General features: G+C 74.8%; 10 protein-coding genes. 6 read left to right on the top strand and 4 right to left on the bottom strand.

Annotation, left to right across the window (positions count from 1 at the left end; translation table 11 throughout):
• Positions 1–2: 2 nt before the first annotated feature.
• Positions 3–3,428 (top strand): indolepyruvate ferredoxin oxidoreductase family protein, encoded by a 3,426-nt coding sequence (locus ACQP04_RS12415; protein ID WP_433507196.1) that lies wholly within the window; start codon positions 3–5, stop codon positions 3,426–3,428.
• 419 nt (positions 3,429–3,847) lie between these two features.
• The gene (locus ACQP04_RS12420; protein ID WP_433507197.1) at positions 3,848–4,900 is read left to right on the top strand and encodes a M23 family metallopeptidase; all 1,053 of its coding nucleotides are present in this window, start codon (positions 3,848–3,850) and stop codon (positions 4,898–4,900) included.
• An 18-nt stretch (positions 4,901–4,918) separates the two neighbouring features.
• Here ACQP04_RS12420 and sthA read toward each other — a convergent pair whose 3' ends face one another.
• Positions 4,919–6,328 (bottom strand): Si-specific NAD(P)(+) transhydrogenase, encoded by a 1,410-nt coding sequence (gene sthA, locus ACQP04_RS12425; protein WP_433507198.1) that lies wholly within the window; start codon positions 6,326–6,328, stop codon positions 4,919–4,921.
• A 285-nt stretch (positions 6,329–6,613) separates the two neighbouring features.
• Here sthA and ACQP04_RS12430 point away from each other — a divergent pair, with 285 nt between their 5' ends.
• Positions 6,614–7,774 carry a DUF4192 domain-containing protein gene (locus ACQP04_RS12430; protein WP_433507199.1) on the top strand — a complete coding sequence of 387 codons (1,161 nt, stop codon included), beginning with the start codon at positions 6,614–6,616 and terminating at the stop codon, positions 7,772–7,774.
• 44 nt (positions 7,775–7,818) lie between these two features.
• Here the strand turns inward: ACQP04_RS12430 and galE are convergent, their stop codons facing one another.
• A complete protein-coding gene (gene galE / locus ACQP04_RS12435; RefSeq protein WP_433507200.1) occupies positions 7,819–8,781 on the bottom strand; it encodes a UDP-glucose 4-epimerase GalE in 963 nt (320 codons plus the stop codon).
• 238 nt (positions 8,782–9,019) lie between these two features.
• Positions 9,020–9,742 (bottom strand): metal-dependent transcriptional regulator, encoded by a 723-nt coding sequence (locus ACQP04_RS12440; protein WP_037040748.1) that lies wholly within the window; start codon positions 9,740–9,742, stop codon positions 9,020–9,022.
• A gap of 352 nt (positions 9,743–10,094) precedes the next feature.
• Between ACQP04_RS12440 and ACQP04_RS12445 the strand changes: the two genes are divergently transcribed.
• From ACQP04_RS12445 to ACQP04_RS12455, 3 genes are read left to right on the top strand one after another with little or no spacing between them, the layout of a single operon-like run.
• Complete coding sequence (locus ACQP04_RS12445; RefSeq protein WP_433508353.1) at positions 10,095–10,964, top strand: sulfurtransferase; 870 nt, start codon at positions 10,095–10,097, stop codon at positions 10,962–10,964.
• A gap of 58 nt (positions 10,965–11,022) precedes the next feature.
• Positions 11,023–12,195: an acetoin utilization protein AcuC gene (locus ACQP04_RS12450; RefSeq protein WP_037040751.1), complete on the top strand. Its 1,173-nt coding sequence runs from the start codon at positions 11,023–11,025 to the stop codon at positions 12,193–12,195.
• A 4-nt stretch (positions 12,196–12,199) separates the two neighbouring features.
• Positions 12,200–15,058: a GNAT family N-acetyltransferase gene (locus tag ACQP04_RS12455; protein WP_433507201.1), complete on the top strand. Its 2,859-nt coding sequence runs from the start codon at positions 12,200–12,202 to the stop codon at positions 15,056–15,058.
• Positions 15,059–15,168: 110 nt separating this feature from the next.
• On the opposite strand, the gene ACQP04_RS12460 is transcribed toward ACQP04_RS12455, so the two are convergent.
• The gene (locus ACQP04_RS12460) at positions 15,169–16,842 is read right to left on the bottom strand and encodes a fumarate hydratase (RefSeq protein ID WP_433507202.1); all 1,674 of its coding nucleotides are present in this window, start codon (positions 16,840–16,842) and stop codon (positions 15,169–15,171) included.
• Positions 16,843–16,983: the final 141 nt, after the last annotated feature.

A 16,983-nucleotide genomic window follows, 5' to 3' on the forward strand; every position in this document is an offset into this window, starting at 1 on the left:
TCGTGGCCGTCGAGTTCGATCTGGGGACCCGGTACCGGACGGACGGCGGCCCCGCCCTCGTCACCGGCGTGCAGGCGATCGCGCGGCTGCTGGTGGAGCAGCACGCCGCCGACGCGGCCGCGGGACTCCGGACCGCGTCGTTCGTCTCCGGGTACCAGGGCAGTCCGCTGGGCGGGCTGGACAAGACCCTCGCCGCGCTGCCGGAGCTCACCGAGAGCGCGGGCCTGCGGTTCGTGCCCGGGGTCAACGAGGAGCTGGCGGCGACCGCGGTGTGGGGCAGCCAGGTCGAGGTGCCGGGCCATGAGCGGACCGTCGACGGCGCGGTGGGGGTCTGGTACGGCAAGGCGCCCGGGGTGGACCGGGCCGGCGACCCCTTCCGGCACGGCAACATCTGCGGCGCCCACCCGCGCGGCGGCGTCCTCGTGCTGGCCGGCGACGACCCTGGCTGCAAGTCCTCGACGATCCCGTGCGTCTCGGAGCGGACCCTGGCCGGCTACGGCCTGCCGGTGCTGTACCCGGCGGATGCGGCCGACGTCGTGCGGCTGGGCCGGTACGGCATCGCCCTCAGCCGGGCGTCGGGCATGTGGGTGGGGCTGAAGATCACCGCCGACGTGGCCGACGGCGTGTACACCCTCGACCCGGCCGAGGTCTCCGACCTGGAGATCACGGTCCCGGAGCTCGAGTGGGAGGGCCGGCCGTGGCGGTACCGGCAGTACCCGATGCTCGTGCCGCCCTCGTCGCTGGAGGCGGAGGCGCAGCTGTACGGGCCGCGCTGGGCGATGGTCCGGGCGTTCCTGGCCGCCAACCCGGTCGACGTCCTGGTCGACCCCGCGCCGGGGGCGACGATCGGGATCGTCGCGGCCGGGAAGGCGTTCGGCGACGTCCGGCAGGCCCTGCGCGACCTCGGCGTCGACTCGGGCGTGCGGCTGCTGAAGCTCGGCGCGGTCCACCCGCTCGAGCGGGAGCGGCTGCGGGCCTTCGCCGCCGGGCTCGACACCGTCCTGGTGGTGGAGGAGAAGGCGCCGTTCGTCGAGACGGCGGTGCGCGACGCCCTGTACGGCACGGCCGACGCGCCCGCGGTGCTCGGGGCGGCCGACGCGTCGGGCGCCCCGCTGGTGCCGCAGGCGGGCGAGCTCACCGCGGCGGTGCTGGCCGGGCCGTTGCGCCGCGTGCTGCGCGACCGCCTGCCGCTCGCGGCGCCGAGGTCCGCACCGCCGCCGTTGGAGCTGCTGCCGGTCGCCCGCACCCCGTACTTCTGCTCCGGGTGCCCGCACAACCGCTCGACCGTGGTCCCGGAGGGGGCGGTGGCCGGGGGCGGCATCGGCTGCCACGCGATGGTCGCGCTCACCCACCGCGAGGTCAGCGAGGTCGGGTCGATCACGCAGATGGGCGGCGAGGGCGCGCAGTGGATCGGGCAGGCGCCCTTCACCACCGCCGGCCACATGTTCCAGAACATGGGCGACGGCACGTTCGCGCACTCCGGGCAGCTGGCCGTGCAGGCGTGCGTGGCCGCCGGCGTGACGATCACCTACAAGCTCCTCTACAACCGCGCGGTCGCGATGACCGGCGGGCAGGACGCCGAGGGCGGGCTCGAGGTGCCCGCGCTGGCCGCGAAGCTGCTGGCCGAGGGCGTCGCGAAGATCATCGTGTGCGCCGACGAGCCGTACCGGTTCCGTGACCTGCCACCGTTGCCGAAGGGCGTGGACCTCTGGCACCGGGACCGGTTCGACGAGGCGCAGCGGGTGCTGGGGGACACCCCGGGCGTCACGGTGCTCATCTACGACCAGCGGTGCGCCGCGGAGTCCCGGCGGCTGCGCAAGCGCGGCGCGATCCCGGTCCGGCCCACCCGCGTCGTGATCAACGAGGCCGTGTGCGAGGGCTGCGGCGACTGCGGGGCGAAGTCGAACTGCCTGTCGGTGCAGCCGGTCGACACGGAGTTCGGCCGCAAGACGCGCATCGACCAGACCTCGTGCAACACCGACTACTCGTGCCTCGCCGGGGACTGCCCGTCGTTCGTCACCGTCGAGTCGCCCGGCGGCCGGGCGGCGCGCCGCGAGCGGCCGGAGCCGCCGCCGGTGCCCGATGTCGCGGTGCCGGAGGCCGGCGACGTCTTCCTGGCAGGCATCGGCGGGACCGGCATCGTCACGGTCAACCAGGTCCTCGGCTCGGCCGCGGTGCGCGACGGCCGCGCGGTGCATGGCGTGGACCAGACCGGGCTCTCGCAGAAGGCCGGCCCGGTCGTCTCGCACCTGCGGGTGGGGGACCCGGCCGTCGTCGGCCCGGCGAACCGGGTCGGCACCGCGGACTGCTACCTGGCGTTCGACGCGCTGGTCGGGGCGGACTCCCGCTACCTCGCCGTCGCCGCGGAGGACCGGACCACGGCCGTCGTCTCGACGAGTCCGGTGCCGACCGGGGCGCAGGTCCGGGACGCGGGCGTGACCCCACCGGCCGCCGACGAGCTGGTGGCGCGGATCGCGGGGCGGTGCCGCGAGGTCGTCACGCTCGACGCCCAGGCCGCGGCGGAGGCCCTGTTCGGCGACGCGATGCCGGCGAACCTGCTGCTGGTCGGCGCGGCCTACCAGGCCGGGGTACTGCCCGTGACGGCCACGGCGGTGGAGTGGGCCATCGAGCTCAACGGCGTGGCGGTCGCGGCGAACACGGCAGCGTTCCGGTGGGGCCGGGTGGCTGTGGCCGATCCGGCGGCCTTCGCGGCCGCGTTGCCGTCGGCGGCCGTGCGGGACCCCGAGCCCCCCGGACCGACCCCGGCTCTCGACCTGGGCGAGCTGGCGGGGGAGACCCGGCGGCTGGTCGAGGTGCGGGCCGCCGAGCTGGTCGCCTACCAGTCGGAGCGGACGGCCCGCGCGTACGTCGCGGACGTCCGGGCTGTGTGGCGGGCCGAGCGGGAGTTGGGCGGGGACACCCGGTTCTCCGAGGCCGTGGCGCGCGGGCTGCACCGGCTCACCGCGTACAAGGACGAGTACGAGGTGGCCCGGCTGCTCACCGACCCTGCGTTCGAGGCCCGGCTCGCGGCCGAGGTGCCGGGCGGCACGCGGCTGCGGTACCGGCTGCACCCGCCGGTGCTCAAGGCGCTGGGGCGGCGGCGGAAGATCGCGCTCGGCCCATGGATGCGGCCGGTGCTGCGGACGCTCGCCAAGGGCAGGGTCGTGCGCGGCACGGCGCTCGACCCGTTCGGCCGCACCGAGATCCGCAGGCTGGAGCGGGCGCTGCGGGACGAGTACCGGGCGATGGTGCTGCGGCTCGCGGAGGGACTCACCACGGACACCCACGAGGCGGCGGTGGCGGCGGCCGAGGCCGCGGAGCTGGTCCGCGGGTACGAGGACGTCAAGCTGGCCGGGGTGGCGCGCTACCGGGCCCGGCTGGCGGAGCTCGGCATCACGAACGTCGCGGACCCCGAGGCCGGCTCTTGACGCGCCGGGGTCGAGGCGTTCCCGATCAGGTGATCCAGGTCCCGTAACGCCGTTCGCCGCGGCCTTCCCGCGGCGCGCCGGTGACCGCCCGCACAGGGCGATTGCGCTGTGTGATCGATCAGCGACTACCGGTGACGACGAGCGGGGCGCGAGGCCCGTCCGTGCGGTGAACGGCGGGCGAACGACCCGCGTGTCGCGCCGACACGCCGGGTCCGCAGCGGTCCGGCCACTCGGCGCGCCACCCGATCCGGTGGTCTCGCCGAACGCAACCGGACCGGGACAACGGGTACCCGGCCCCGCTAGCGTCGTTCGCGGATCACGACGAGGTCACGAAGAGGACTCCGGGCCGGCATCCCCGAGCCGACCCGGTCCGGCCCCCCACCGGATGTCCGGCCCCGTCACGATCCGGAAGGAAGATCGTGGCACGGCATCGCTCCCCCCAGGGCCGTCGCGCGATCGCCGGGCCACCGCTGCCCGCCCCCGCGGCGGCAGCGGGGCCCGGCGGCCTGCGAACGAGCCTCCCGCTCCCCAGCGGCTCCCCGTCGCTGTCGCCTGCGCTGTCCCCGGCGCTCTCCCTGTCGTCCCCGCCCGCGGGTCTGACGTCGCTGCAGGCCCGCATGGCCGCGGTCGTCGCCGTCGGTGGCGTGGTCGCGGCGGCCGGGCAGGCCGCCTACTCCGGTGCGCTCCCCGACCTGGAGTCCGGGGCCAACGCCCTGCGCGCGGGCCTCGTCGAGCTGACCGCCGGGGCGTCCGTCCTCGCGGGCGACCTCGACACCGGCGACACCGGCGCCACCGGGACGGCCGACGCGGACGCCATCGCCGACCTGGCCGGCCGGCAGGTGCGCGTCCCGCTCGCGCCCGTCGCCACGCCGCCCGCGGTGGCCGCCCCGGGCACGGTCGCCGGCCCGGTGACCGGCGCGGACGTCGTGGCCGACGTGGTCAAGGCCGCCGACCTGCACCAGGCCGCCGCCGACGCCGCCCGCAAGGCGGCCGAGGAGGCGGAGGCCGCGCGGAAGGCCGCCGAGGCCGAGGCCGCGCGCCAGGCCGAGGAGCTCGCGACGCTCGGTGCCTCCCGTACGGCCGGTGGCGGGATCCAGATGGTGATCGGGCGGGTGTCGTCGGGCTTCGGCATCCGCGGCGGTGCCCCGCACCAGGGCCTGGACATCGCGGCGCCGATCGGCACGCCGATCCACGTCCCGCTGGCCGGCACGGTGATCAGCTCCGGCCCGGCGAGCGGCTTCGGGCTGTGGGTGCGGGTGCAGCACGCGGACGGCACGATCACCACCTACGGCCACATCAACCGGTCGCTGGTGAGCGTGGGTCAGCAGGTGGAGGCCGGGCAGCAGATCGCCGAGGTCGGCAACCGCGGCCAGTCCACCGGCCCGCACCTGCACATCGAGGTCACCACCCCGGTCGGCACGAAGATCAACCCCAAGCCGTGGCTCGACGAGCAGGGGATCGGCTACACCTGACGTCGCTCCGGGGGCCGCCTAGCGGTACGCCTCGAGTGCGCGGATCTTGTTCGTCACGTCGAGCGCGGCGACCTTGTAGGCCTCGGAGAGCGTCGGGTAGTTCAGCACCGTGTCGACGAGGTAGTCGACGGTCCCGCCGCAGCCCATGATCGCCTGGCCGATGTGGACGAGGTCGGTGGCGTTGGTGCCGAACACGTGCACGCCCAGCAGCGTCCGGTCCTCCGTGGAGACCAGCAGCTTGAGCATGCCGTAGGAGTCGCCGACGATCGCGCCGCGGGCCAGCTCGCGGTAGCGCGAGATCCCGACCTCGTACGGCGTGGCGGTCTCGGTCAGCTCGGCCTCCGTCCTCCCGCAGTAGGAGATCTCCGGGACGGTGTAGATGCCGATCGGCTGCAGGCCGTGCAGCTCACGCGCCGGCTCGCCGAACGCGTGGTAGGCCGCGAGCCGGCCCTGGTCCATGCTGGTCGCGGCGAGGGCGGGGAAGCCGATCACGTCCCCCACCGCGTAGATGTGCTCGACCTCGGTCCGGTAGTGCTGGTCGACGGCGATGCGGCCACGTCTGTCGGCCGTGAGGTTCGCCTTGTCCAGCGCCAGCTCGTCGGTGACGCCCTGCCGGCCGGCCGAGTACATGACCATGTCGGCCGGGATCTTCTTGCCGCTGGCCAGTGAGGTGATCGTGCCCTTGGCGGTGTTCTCGACGCGGGCGACCTCCTCGCCGAAGCGGAACGACACGCCCTGGTCGCGCAGGTGGAACTTCAGCGACTCGACGACCTCCGGGTCGCAGAAGTCCAGCATGTTCGGCCGTTTCTCGACGACAGTGACCTTGGTGCCGAGCGCCGCGAACATCGAGGCGTACTCGATGCCGATCACCCCGGCGCCGACGACGACCATCGAGGCGGGGACGCGGTGCAGGTGCAGCACCGCGTCGGAGTCCACGACGTGGTACTCGTCGTCGTCGAACTCGACCTCCGGCGGACGGGCCGGCCTGGTGCCGGTCGCGATCACGATGTACCCGGCCGTCACGGTGCTGTGGTCGCCGCGCTCGGGCCCGCTCACCGTGACGGTGTGCGGATCCTCGAAATGCGCGGTGCCGCCGAGGATGTCGACGTGGTTGCGCAGCAGCTGGTTGCGGATGATCTCCACCTCGCGGCCCACCACGTGCTGCGTGCGGGCGAGCAGGTCCGCGATGGTGATCTCCGACTTGACCCGGTAGCTCGCGCCGTACATCTCGCGCTGCGCGAACCCGGTCAGGTAGAGGACCGCCTCGCGCAACGTCTTCGACGGGATCGTCCCCGTGTTGACGCAGACGCCGCCGATCATGTCGCGGCGTTCCGCGATCGCCACCCGCTTGCCGAGCTTGGCCGCGGCGATCGCCGCCTTCTGCCCGCCCGGGCCCGAACCGATCACCAGCAGGTCGTAGTCGTACACCGACCGTCCTCCCGTGCGCGTGTGGTGCGCCGTGCGCCCGGCCGCGCGGTCACGCACGCCGGGGGACGCGCTGCTTCCCGCTCAGGGTTCCCCTGCGCGTTCACGAGGGCAACCACAGGACGTTACAACTGCGCGACGACAGGACGACCGATCCGGGGCGCGTCCGGGCCGCTCGGTCCACAGGGTCCGGTCGGGGCCGCGGTTCCCGGTGCCCGGCGCGGCGGTTCTCCACAGCCGCGACAGCTTCTCTCGCCTCCGTCGGTGGCGCGAATGACGCTGCCGGGCATGAGTCCTGCGCCGTTCCCCGTGCCGCCCCCGGTCCCGCCGTCCGCCCTCTCCGCCCTGGCCGCACTGCCCGGGGACCCCGACTCCCCGGTGCGCGTCGGCACCGAGGGGCTCCTCGCCGCGGTGCCGGTGCTGATCGGGTTCCGGCCGCGGGACTCGCTGGTCATGATCGCGACGGGCGGGCCGCACGGCCGGCGTGTCGGCCTGACGCTGCGGGTCGACCTGCCGCCGCCGGACGCCCCGGAGCTCGTGGCCGCGCTCTGCGAGTCCGCGGCCGCAGCGCTGTGCCGGGACGACCCCGAGGGCGCCGCCGTCCTGGTCGTGGGCGGGGGCGAGCCGTCGCCGCCGGCACCGGGGGAGCCGGAGTGGCCGCCGCGGGCGGACGTCGCCGGCGCCGCCACGCTCGCCCTGCTCGAGCGGGAGATCGGGGTCCACACGGTGGCGTGGGCGGCCGAGATCGCCGCCGGTGCGCCATGGCGCTGCTACCCGGTGCACGACTGCGGCTGCGCGGGAACGCTGCCGGATCCGGCGGCGTCCGTCCTCGCCGCCACGGCGGTCGCCCGCGGGGCGCTGGTGCGGGACTCGCGGGAGGAGCTGGCGAAAGTGGTGGAGCCGGCCGGGCCCGCCGAGTCGTTCGAGCCGAGCGGACGGTCCGGCCCGACGAAGCCGACCGAGCCGACCGAGCCGACCGAGCCGGCCGGGCCATCCGCGGGATCCGCCGACGCCGACGCCGACGCCGACGCCGAGGACGGCGGGGCGGAGGCCGGGGATCCGCGGCGGCTGCTGCGGCAGGCCCTGGCCGACGCGGCGGCCGGCCGGTTGGTCGTCGGGCGGCGGCTCGCCGGGGCGATGGCCGCCGCGCTGCGCCGGCCGTGGTTCCGCGACGAGGCCCTCGCGGCGTGCGCCGGGGACGCGGCGCCGGAGGCGGAGCAGCTGTGGGCGGCCCTGGCCCGGACCGGCCCGGGAGCGGACGCGGCGACCCCGGCGGCGCTGCTCGCCGTGTCGGCGCTGCTCCGGGGCGACGGGGCCCTGGCCAACGTGGCCCTCGACCGCGCGCTCGGCGCCGACCCGGGGCACCGCCTCGCCCACTCCCTGCGCGCCGCGCTCGACGGCGGCTGGGGGCCGCGGGAGATCCGGGCGTGGCTGGAGGGCGCGCGGTGAGGCCTCTACCTCCGCCGAATCCGCTGGACCCGCCGGCCCCGCCGTCAGACGGGCAGGCGGTCCTGGGCGAACCGCCAGGCGTCGCCGACCATCGTCTCCAGGGCGGTGCGGGTGGGGTTCCAGCCCAGCTCGGCGGTCGCGCGCTCGCTGGAGGCGATGAGCACGGCGGGGTCGCCGGCCCGGCGCGGGGCCACGCGGGCGGGAATCGGGTGCCCGGTCACCGTCCGGCAGGCCTCGACCACCTCGAGCACCGAGAAGCCGCGGCCGCTGCCGAGGTTGTAGATGCCGTGCCGGCCCGGCTCCGCCTTCTGCAGGGCGAGCAGGTGGGCGTCGGCGAGGTCGTCGACGTGGATGTAGTCCCGCAGGCAGGTGCCGTCCGGGGTGTCCCAGTCGTCGCCGTAGATCGCGACGGACTCCCGGGTGCCCGCGGCCACCTGCAGCACGATCGGGATCAGGTGCGTCTCCACCGCGTGCCGCTCGCCGAAGCGGCCGTGCGCACCCGCCACGTTGAAGTAGCGCAGGCTCACCGCGGCCAGCCCGTACGCCGTGGCGTACGAGGTGATCATGGTGTCGATGGCGAGCTTGCTGGCGCCGTAGGGGTTGGTCGGCCGGGTCGGCGCGTCCTCCGGGATCGGCACCTGCTCCGGCTCGCCGTACACCGCGGCGGTGGAGGAGAAGACCAGCCGCGGGGTGCCGTGCTCGCGCATCGCCTCCAGCAGCCGGAAGGTGCGGACCACGTTGTTGTCCCAGTACAGCTCCGGCTTCTCCACCGACTCACCGACCAGCGAGCGGGCGGCGAAGTGCAGCACCCCGTCGAAGCCCTCGGCCAGCAGCGGGCCCGCGGCCTCGGACAGCTCGCCCTCCACGAAGCGCGCGCCCTCCGGCACCGCGTCGGCGTGCCCGGTGGACAGGTCGTCGAGCACCACGACCTCGTTCCCGGCCTCCACCAGGTGGGCTGCGTTGACGCTGCCGACGTAGCCCGCGCCTCCGGTGACGAGCAGCTTCACGAGGTCCTCCCTGGGTCCGGCCGTCCTCCGCGGAACGGTCTCACGCCCGGCCCGGTTCCCCGCGCGCGACCCCGGGCGCCCCGGGTACCCCGGACACGCCACGAGCCCCGGCGGCCGGACCGGGGCTCGTGGTGGGACGGGCGTGGGTGCGCGCCACCGAGAGCGGCCCGCACCTGCGGGAACCGCGATTCGGGCGGCGGCTCGGGCAGCGCCCTCCGTCAGCGCCTCGGTCAGTGCCTCAGACGGCGCGGACGAGGACCGCGTGCGCGATCAGCGGCGCGACCGTGGCCGTCTCGCCGCCGGAGGTGACGGGCACCGGGTCGCCGAAGCGCGGGATGCCGCCGACCTCGACGTCGCCGCCCGGGACGATCCCGGCCAGCTTCAGCTCGCCCATGAGGTCCGCGTCCACCTGCACGTGCTCGGCGATGCGGCGCACCTCGACCCGGCCGCCGCCACGGCGGGCGAACTCGTCGAGCCGCTGCAGCCCGACCTCGAGGGTGGGCGGCGCCGAGGCGCGCGAGGCGCCCTCCGCGGCCTCGGGGGCGCGCAGCTCGTCCAGACCCGGGATCGGGTTGCCGTACGGCGAGACCTGCGGGTCGTCGAGCAGCGCGACGAGCTTGCGCTCCACCGCGTCGCTCATCACGTGCTCCCAGCGGCAGGCCTCCGCGTGCACGAGCTCCCACTCGAGGCCGATGACGTCGATCAGCAGGCGTTCGGCGAGGCGGTGCTTGCGCATGACGGCCACGGCGCGCGAGCGACCGTCGTCCGTCAGCTCGAGGTGCCGGTCGCCGGCGACGACGACGAGCCCGTCGCGCTCCATGCGCGCGACCGTCTGGCTGACGGTCGGACCGCTCTGCCCGAGGCGTTCGGCGATCCGCGCGCGCAGCGGGACGACGCCCTCCTCCTCGAGCTCGTAGATGGTCCGGAGGTACATCTCGGTGGTGTCGATGAGATCGTTCACGGCCGGCCCCTTCGTTCGTCTGACCAGTCTAGCGGCGCCGGTCGCAGCGTCGGCGCAGCGTTGTCGGCAAGCTCGCGCTGGTCGTGGGTGGACGCTGCTGCGTGGTGGGAGATGGTGGGGGACGTTCCGCGGCCCCGGGCACCGTGCCCGGTTCCGCGCGACGCCCTCCGTCACCCGCCCCGGGTGCCGCCGCGTGCAGCGCGGCTCGGCGACGCCCGATGGCGGCGGACGCTTCGACGTCGAGGATAGACCGTGCAGGATGGTGGGCGTGTCCCCGCCGAACGACGAGACGACCCGTGGCCGGTCCGGCACCGCGCCGGGCGGCGCTGCGGAACCGGGCTGGAGCGCCCCGCTGATCAGCCCCGCCGGCCTGGCGGCCGTGCTCGACCGGGCCGACCGGCCGGTGGTGCTCGACGTCCGCTGGCGGCTGGGCGGGCCGCACGGCCGCGCCGACCACCTGGCCGGGCACGTCCCGGGTGCCGGGTTCGTCGACCTGGACTCCGAGCTGGCCGACCCGCAGCGGGCCGGTGGGATCGGCGGCCGGCACCCCCTGCCGTCGGTGGCGCGGCTCGAGAAGGCGCTGCGGCTGTGCGGGGTGCGCGCCGGCTCCCGCGTGGTCGCCTACGACGACGGCGACGGTTCGGTCGCCGCCCGGGCCTGGTGGCTGCTGCGGTGGGCGGGGCTGCCGGCGGACCGGGTCGCGGTGCTCGACGGCGGCTGGGCGGCGTGGCGGGCCGCCGGCCTGCCCGCGGACACCGGGGCGCTGGCCCCGCAGAACGGCACGATCGTCGTGCGACCCGGCGGCATGCCGGTCGTCGACGCGGACGGGGCGGCGGTGATCGCCGGTGCCGGCGTGCTGCTCGACGCCCGCGCCGCCGTGCGCTACCGCGGGGAGCAGGAGCCGGTCGACCGGCGGGCCGGTCACATCCCCGGGGCGGTCAACGCGCCGTCGGCCGGGCACGTCGGGCCGGACGGGCACTGGCTCCCGCCCGAGGAGCTGGCCGAGCGGTTCCGCGCGCTGGGCGTGGGGCCCGGGCCGGTGGGCGCGTACTGCGGGTCGGGCGTCACGGCGGCGTCGGTCGTGCTGGCGCTGGAGGTCGCCGGCCTGCGCACGCCCGAGCGGCCCGCGGTGCTCTACGCCGGGTCATGGTCGGACTGGAGCTCCGACCGGCGCCGGCCCGTCGCGACCGGCGAGGAGCCGGGCGACCCGGGGCAGCTGTGAGCGCTCCCGGGACCTTCCGCACGTGCCGCACGCGCGCGATTCGCCTACCGTCCGCGTCATGAGCCCGCGCACCTCGGTGGTCTGGACGCCGGAGTTCCTCACCTACCAGCTCTCGGACGACCATCCCCTCAATCCGGTGCGGCTCGACCTGACGATGCGGCTGGCCAGCCAGCTGGGCGTGCTCGACGGCGTCGAGCTGCTCGCGCCGGAGCCCGCCACGGAGCAGGACCTGCTGCGCGTCCACGAACCCGGGTACCTCACGGCCGTGAAGTCGGCACCGGAGATGCCGTTCGACGTCGGACACGGGCTCGGCACGGACGACAACCCGATCTTCTTCGGCATGCACGAGGCCAGCTCGCTGATCTGCGGAGGCTCGCTGCTCGCGGCCCGCGAGATCGCCGAGGGCCGCGCCGACCGCGCGGTCAACATCGCCGGCGGGCTGCACCACGCCATGCCGGGCCGGGCGGCCGGGTTCTGCGTCTACAACGACTGCTCCGTGGCCATCGCCTGGCTGCTGGAGCAGGGCTACGAGCGGATCGCCTACGTCGACGTCGACGTGCACCACGGCGACGGCGTCCAGGCCGCGTTCTACGACGACCCGCGGGTCATGACCATCTCGCTGCACCAGCACCCGCTCACGCTGTGGCCGGGCACCGGCTGGTCCGCGGAGCTGGGCAAGGGCAAGGGCGAGGGGTACGCCGTCAACATCCCGCTGCCGCCCGGCACGGGCGACGCCGGCTGGCGCCGCGCCTTCCACGCGATCGTGCCCTCCCTGCTCGAGGACTTCCGCCCGCAGATCCTGGTCAGCGAGTGCGGCGCCGACGCGCACGCGGAGGACCCGCTGGCCAACCTCGAGATGTCGGTCGACGGGCAGCGCGCCACCTACCAGGCCATGCGCGAGCTGGCGGAGACCACGGCCGGCGGGAAGTGGCTCGTCCTCGGCGGCGGCGGGTACGCGCTGTTCCGCGTGGTCCCGCGGGCGTGGACCCACCTGCTCGCAACGGTCCTCGACCGCGACCTCGACCCGGCGACGTCCATCCCCGCGGACTGGACCGCCCACGCCACCTCGCTCACCCGGATGCCGCTGCCGGTCGCCATGACGGACGACGCCGACCCCTCGTACTCCCCGTGGGGCGACGGCAAGGCGGACCGGGTCGACGGCGGCCTCGTCGACACCCGGCGGGCCGTCTTCCCCCTGCACGGCCTCGACCCCGACGACCCCCGGGACTAAGTCCATGCCTGATCGCGCGCCCGACCGGGCCGACCAGACCACCACCGACACCCGCTCCGGCAGCAGTACCGGCACCGCGACCGTCGACCCCCCGGCCGGCGGCGCCCCCGAGACGACCGCCCCCGTACCGCCGGGCGAGGCCGCCCCGGGGCCCGCCTACCCGCGGCACTGGGAGGCCGACATCGTCGCCTCCGACGGCCGGATCGTGCACCTGCGCCCGATCCAGCCGTCCGACGCCGACGCGCTGCTGGCCTTCCACCAGCTGCTCTCCGACCGCACCCGCTACCTGCGCTACTTCGGGCCCTACCCGCGGATCCCCCCGCGCGACCTCGAGCGGTTCGTCACCGTCGACCACCACAAGAGGGTGGCCTTCATCGCGCTGCTCGGCGACGAGATCATCGCCGTCGGGCGCTACGAGGGCCTGAGCGACCCGGACAAGCCCGATGCACCGGTGGCCTCCGCGGAGGTCGCGTTCGTGGTGCGGGACGACCACCAGGGCCGCGGGCTCGGCTCGATCCTGCTCGAACACCTCGCGGCGGCGGCCCGGGAGAACGGCCTCGACCGGTTCGAGGCCGAGGTGCTGGTGGAGAACCACGCCATGGTCCGGGTCTTCCGCGAGGCCGGGTACCAGGTGCGGCGGGCCTTCGCCGAGGGCGTGCTGCACCTCGAGTTCGACATCGACCCCACCGAGCGCTCCCTCGCCGTGCGGGACTCGCGCGAGCAGGCCGCCGAGGCCCGCAGCGTCGCGAACGTGCTGAACCCGACGTCCGTGGCGGTCATCGGCGCGTCCACGGACCCGTCGAAGATCGGCCACGCCGTCCTGTCGAACCTGTTGCGCGCCAACTTCACCGGGCCCGTCTACCCGGTCAACCCCGACGCCCGCTCGGTGCGCGGCGTGCGGGCCTACGCCTCGGTCACGGACATCCCCGACCCGGTCGACCTCGCCGTCGTCGCCATCCCCGCCGCGGGGATCGACGAGGTCATGGACTCCTGCCTGGAGAAGGGCGTCAAGGCGCTGGTGGTGGTCAGCGCCGGGTTCGCCGACGCCGGCGGGCACGGCGTCAGCGCCGAGCGCAAGCTGGTCGCCGAGGCCCGCGCGCACGGCATGCGGGTGATCGGCCCGAACGCGCTGGGCGTGGCCAACCTGGCCGACGAGGTGCGCCTCAACGCCAGCCTGGCCCCGGACCTGCCGCCGCGCGGCCGGGTGGGCTTCTTCAGCCAGTCCGGCGCGCTGGGCACCGCGATCCTCGCGACGGCCAAGTCCCGCGGGCTCGGGCTGTCGACGTTCGTCTCCGCCGGTAACCGGGCCGACGTCTCCGGCAACGACCTGCTGCAGTTCTGGCAGACCGACCCGGCGACGGACGTCGTGCTGCTGTACCTGGAGACCTTCGGCAACCCGCGCAAGTTCGGGCGGCTCGCGCGCCGGCTCGCCCGCACCAAGCCGGTGGTGGCGGTGAAGAGCGGCCGGCACGCCGCGCCCCAGCGGCTGCGGGAGAGCGCCGTCCCGATCGACGACGCGAGCGTGCGGGCGCTGTTCGAGCAGTCCGGCGTGATCCGCGTCGAGACCATCGCCCAGCTGTTCGACACCGCGCTCCTGCTGGCCTACCAGCCGCTGCCGAAGGGCCGCCGGGTGGCGGTCGTCGGGAACTCGACGGCGCTGAACGTGCTGGTCACGGACGCGCTGCGGGACGAGGGCATGGAGACCGCGGGCGACCCGGTCGACGTCGGCGCGGCCGCGTCGCCCGAGGAGTTCGCCGCCGCCGTGGGCCGGGCGCTGGAGGCCGACGGCGCGGCCGAGGCGGACTCGATCGTCGTGGTGTTCGTCCCGCCGATCGCGACGCCGGGCGCGGAGTACGCGCGGGTGCTGCGCGAGACCGCGAACAGCGGCGCGGACAAGCCGGTGGCCGCGGTGTTCCTCGCGATGGAGGGTGTGCCGGACGAGCTCGCCGTCCCGCTGCCGGACGGCACGCCCGGTCCGGGGTCCGTGCCGTCGTACGCCAGCCCGGAGCGCGCGGTGCAGGCGCTGTCCCGGGTGGCCCGGTACGCGGCCTGGCGGGAGATGCCGGTCGGGGAGTTCGTGGAGCCCGACGGCATCGACGTCGACCGCGCGCGGGCGGTGGTCGAGCGCTTCGGCGTGCACAACGATCCGGACCGGGCGGCCGACGGTGCCGACGGCGCCGGGGACGCCGCGACGCGCACGCTGACGGACGCCGAGGCCGTCGAGCTGCTGGGCTGCTTCGGCATCCCGGTCACGGTGTTCCGCCGCGTCCGCGGGTCCCAGGCCGCGGAGGCGGCGGCCGAGGAGCTGGGGTACCCGATCGCGCTCAAGGCGGTGGGGGACCGGTGGCGGCACCGGACCGACCTCGTCGGGGTGCGACTGGACCTCGGGTCCGCCGCCGCGGTCCGGCGGGCGTTCGCCGACCTCGAGCGGGTGACCGGCAAGGACGAGGTCTACGTGCAGCGGATGGCGCCCAAGGGCACGTCGTGTGTGCTGGAGGTGGCGGAGGACCCGTCGTTCGGCTCGCTGCTGTCCTTCGGCATCTCCGGGATGGCCACCCAGCTGCTCGACGACCGGGCCTTCCGGGTGGTGCCGCTGTCGACCGAGGACGCGGCGGAGCTGATCCGGGCGCCGCGGGCCGCCCCGCTGCTCACCGGGTACCGCGGCTCCGAGCCGGCGGACCTGGCCGTGCTCGAGGACCTGGCGCTGCGGGTCGGAGCGATGGCAGAGGCCCTGCCGGAGCTGCGCTCGCTCGCGCTCGACCCGGTGCTCGCCTCGGCCGAGGGCGCCTTCGTCACCGGCGCCCGGGTCGTCCTGGGCCCGCCCCCGACGCGGGACGACCACGGTCCCCGCCGCCTCGGCTGACGCAGTATGGAACCATAATGCGCAATTCCGCCCTCACCGACCGCGTTATGGAACCATAATGCGCGAGAAGACGGGAGTTTCGCGCATTATGGTTCCATGGTGCGGGTCGGTCAGGTGCGGAAGGTGACCTGCAGGGTCGGGGTGCTGGTCTCGGCGAAGAAGTCGTTGCCCTTGTCGTCGACCACGACGAAGGCGGGGAAGTCCTCGACCTCGATCTTCCAGACCGCCTCCATACCGAGCTCCGGGTACTCCAGCACGTCGACCTTGCGGATGCAGTCCTGCGCGAGCCGGGCGGCCGGGCCGCCGATCGAGCCCAGGTAGAACCCGCCGTGGGCGGCGCAGGAGTCCGTGACCTGCTTCGAGCGGTTGCCCTTGGCCAGCATCACCAGCGATCCGCCGACCTCCTGGAACTGCTTGACGTAGGAGTCCATCCGGCCCGCGGTGGTCGGCCCGAAGGAGCCCGACGCGTAACCCTCGGGCGTCTTGGCCGGTCCGGCGTAGTACACCGGGTGGTCCTTCATGTACTGCGGCATCTCCTCGCCGCGCTCGAGCCGCTCGGCGATCTTCGCGTGCGCGATGTCGCGTGCCACCACCAGCGGACCGGTGAGCGAGACGCGGGTCTTGACCGGCAGCTGCGAGAGCGTGGCGCGGATCTCGGACATCGGGCGGGTGAGGTCGATCTTCACGACCTCGTCGGCGCCCGCCGCGACACCAGACTCGGCGAGCTGCTCCTCGGTCACGTCCGGCAGGTACTTCGCCGGGTCGCGCTCGAGCTGCTCGAGGTACACGCCGTTCGCGGTGATCTTCGCCTTGGCCTGGCGGTCCGCCGAGCAGGACACGGCGATGCCGACCGGCAGCGAGGCGCCATGCCGCGGGAGGCGGACCACGCGGACGTCGTGGCAGAAGTACTTGCCGCCGAACTGCGCGCCGATGCCGAAGTTGCGGGTCAGCTCGAGCACCTGCTGCTCCAGCTCGGGGTCCCGGATCGCGTGGCCCAGCTCCGATCCCGTGGTGGGCAGCCCGTCCAGGTAGCGCGCGGAGGCCAGCTTCGCGACCTTGAGCGTGTACTCGGCGGACATGCCGCCCACGACGATCGCAAGGTGGTACGGCGGGCAGGCCGCGGTGCCCAGGGAACGCAGCTTCTCGTCGAGGAAGGCGGCGAGCCGCTTCGGGTTCAGCAGCGCCTTCGTCTCCTGGTAGAGGAAGGTCTTGTTGGCCGAGCCGCCGCCCTTGGCCATGACGAGGAACTCGTAGGACGGCTTCTGCCCCGGCTTCGAGTACAGCTCCACCTGGGCCGGCAGGTTCGTCCCGGTGTTCTTCTCGTCCCAGAACGACAGCGGCGCCATCTGCGAGTACCGCAGGTTGAGCTCGTCGTAGGCCTGGAAGACGCCGCGGGAGATCGCCTCCTCGTCGTCCCCGCCGGTCAGGACCGTCTCGGTCTTCTTGCCGACGACGATCGCGGTGCCGGTGTCCTGGCACATCGGCAGCACGCCGCCCGCGGAGACACAGGCGTTGCGCAGCAGGTCGGTGGCGACGAACCGGTCGTTGCCGGAGGCCTCCGGGTCGTCGATGATCGCGCGGAGCTGGGCGAGGTGGCTCGGCCGCAGGTGGTGCTGGATGTCCTTGACGGCCTCGCGGACCAGGCCGGTGATCGTGGTGGGATCGATCTCGAGGAACGTCCGGCCGGCCGCCTCGACGAGCTTCCCGGCGGGAAGGTCGAGCTCGCGGTACTCCGTCTGGTCGTCCCCGAGCGGGAGCACGTCGGTGTGGTGGAACTCGGGCATGGGAGGACGCTACCTCCGGTCCCCGCCGCGACCGGCACGCAGCGGGCGTGATGCTCGCCCTGCCGCGCCGGACGCACCGCTCGTCGACACGCCCGGGATGCCCGACCCGGTCCTGCCCGAAGTGTCCCCGTGTGACCGGAA

It is taken from the genome of Pseudonocardia halophobica, from assembly GCF_050948485.1.
Lineage (GTDB): Bacteria > Actinomycetota > Actinomycetes > Mycobacteriales > Pseudonocardiaceae > Pseudonocardia > Pseudonocardia halophobica.

Excerpts from the sequence above, each read along its gene's own strand:
- ACQP04_RS12430 (WP_433507199.1), top strand. The coding sequence starts at position 6,614 with ATGAGTCCTGCGCCGTTCCCCGTGCCGCCCCCGGTCCCGCCGTCCGCC.
- ACQP04_RS12450 (WP_037040751.1), top strand. The coding sequence starts at position 11,023 with ATGAGCCCGCGCACCTCGGTGGTCTGGACGCCGGAGTTCCTCACCTAC.
- ACQP04_RS12455 (WP_433507201.1), top strand. The coding sequence starts at position 12,200 with ATGCCTGATCGCGCGCCCGACCGGGCCGACCAGACCACCACCGACACC.
- ACQP04_RS12460 (WP_433507202.1), bottom strand. The coding sequence starts at position 16,842 with ATGCCCGAGTTCCACCACACCGACGTGCTCCCGCTCGGGGACGACCAG.